Below are 842 nucleotides of genomic sequence, written 5' to 3' on the forward strand. Positions count from 1 at the left end.
CGGCTGTCCGAAAGCCCTGGTGGATTCCGAAAGGATCCTCACCCGGCTGCGCGCCGAAGGTTACGGGGTATCGCCGGACTATGCGGGGGCCGACGCGGTGATCGTGAACACCTGCGGCTTTCTCGATTCAGCCAAGGCGGAATCGCTGGATGCCATCGGTGAGGCGCTGACGGAGAACGGGCGTGTCATCGTTACCGGATGCCTCGGGGCGGAGCCTGATTACATCCGCGAACACCACCCGAAGATCCTTGCCGTGACGGGCCCGCACCAATACGAACAGGTGCTGGACGCCGTACATGGGGCCGTGCCGCCCCGGCCCGATCCGTTCATCGACCTGATGCCGAAACAGGCGGTCAGTCTCACCCCACGTCATTACAGTTACCTCAAGATTTCAGAGGGTTGCAATCATAAGTGCAAGTTCTGCATTATCCCCGATATGCGCGGGCGTTTGCAGTCCCGCCCGGCACATGCGGTTCTGCGGGAAGCTGAAAAGCTGGTGGAAAGCGGCGTGCGGGAACTGCTGGTCATTTCGCAGGACACCTCCGCCTACGGGGTCGATATCAAGCACGCCGAAGACCGCGGCCATCGCGCGCATATCACCGATCTTGCGCGCGACCTTGGATCGCTCGGGGCTTGGGTTCGGCTGCATTACGTCTATCCCTATCCGCATGTGCGCCAGCTTATCCCGCTGATGGCCGACGGGCAGAGCGGCGTTCTGCCCTATCTCGACATTCCTTTCCAGCATGCCCATCCGGAGGTGCTCAGGCGGATGGCGCGGCCCGCTGCCGCCGCGAAAACGCTGGATGAGATCGCGGCCTGGCGCGCGATCTGCCCCGATCTGA

1 protein-coding gene is annotated in these 842 nt (G+C 62.8%); it reads left to right on the forward strand.

What is annotated here, in order from left to right:
• On the forward strand, positions 1–842 hold an 842-nt coding region (locus A3728_RS12320), incomplete at both ends, for a radical SAM protein (protein WP_150120771.1).

The sequence above is a fragment of the Sulfitobacter sp. HI0040 genome (assembly GCF_001634885.1).
Classification (GTDB): domain Bacteria; phylum Pseudomonadota; class Alphaproteobacteria; order Rhodobacterales; family Rhodobacteraceae; genus Sulfitobacter.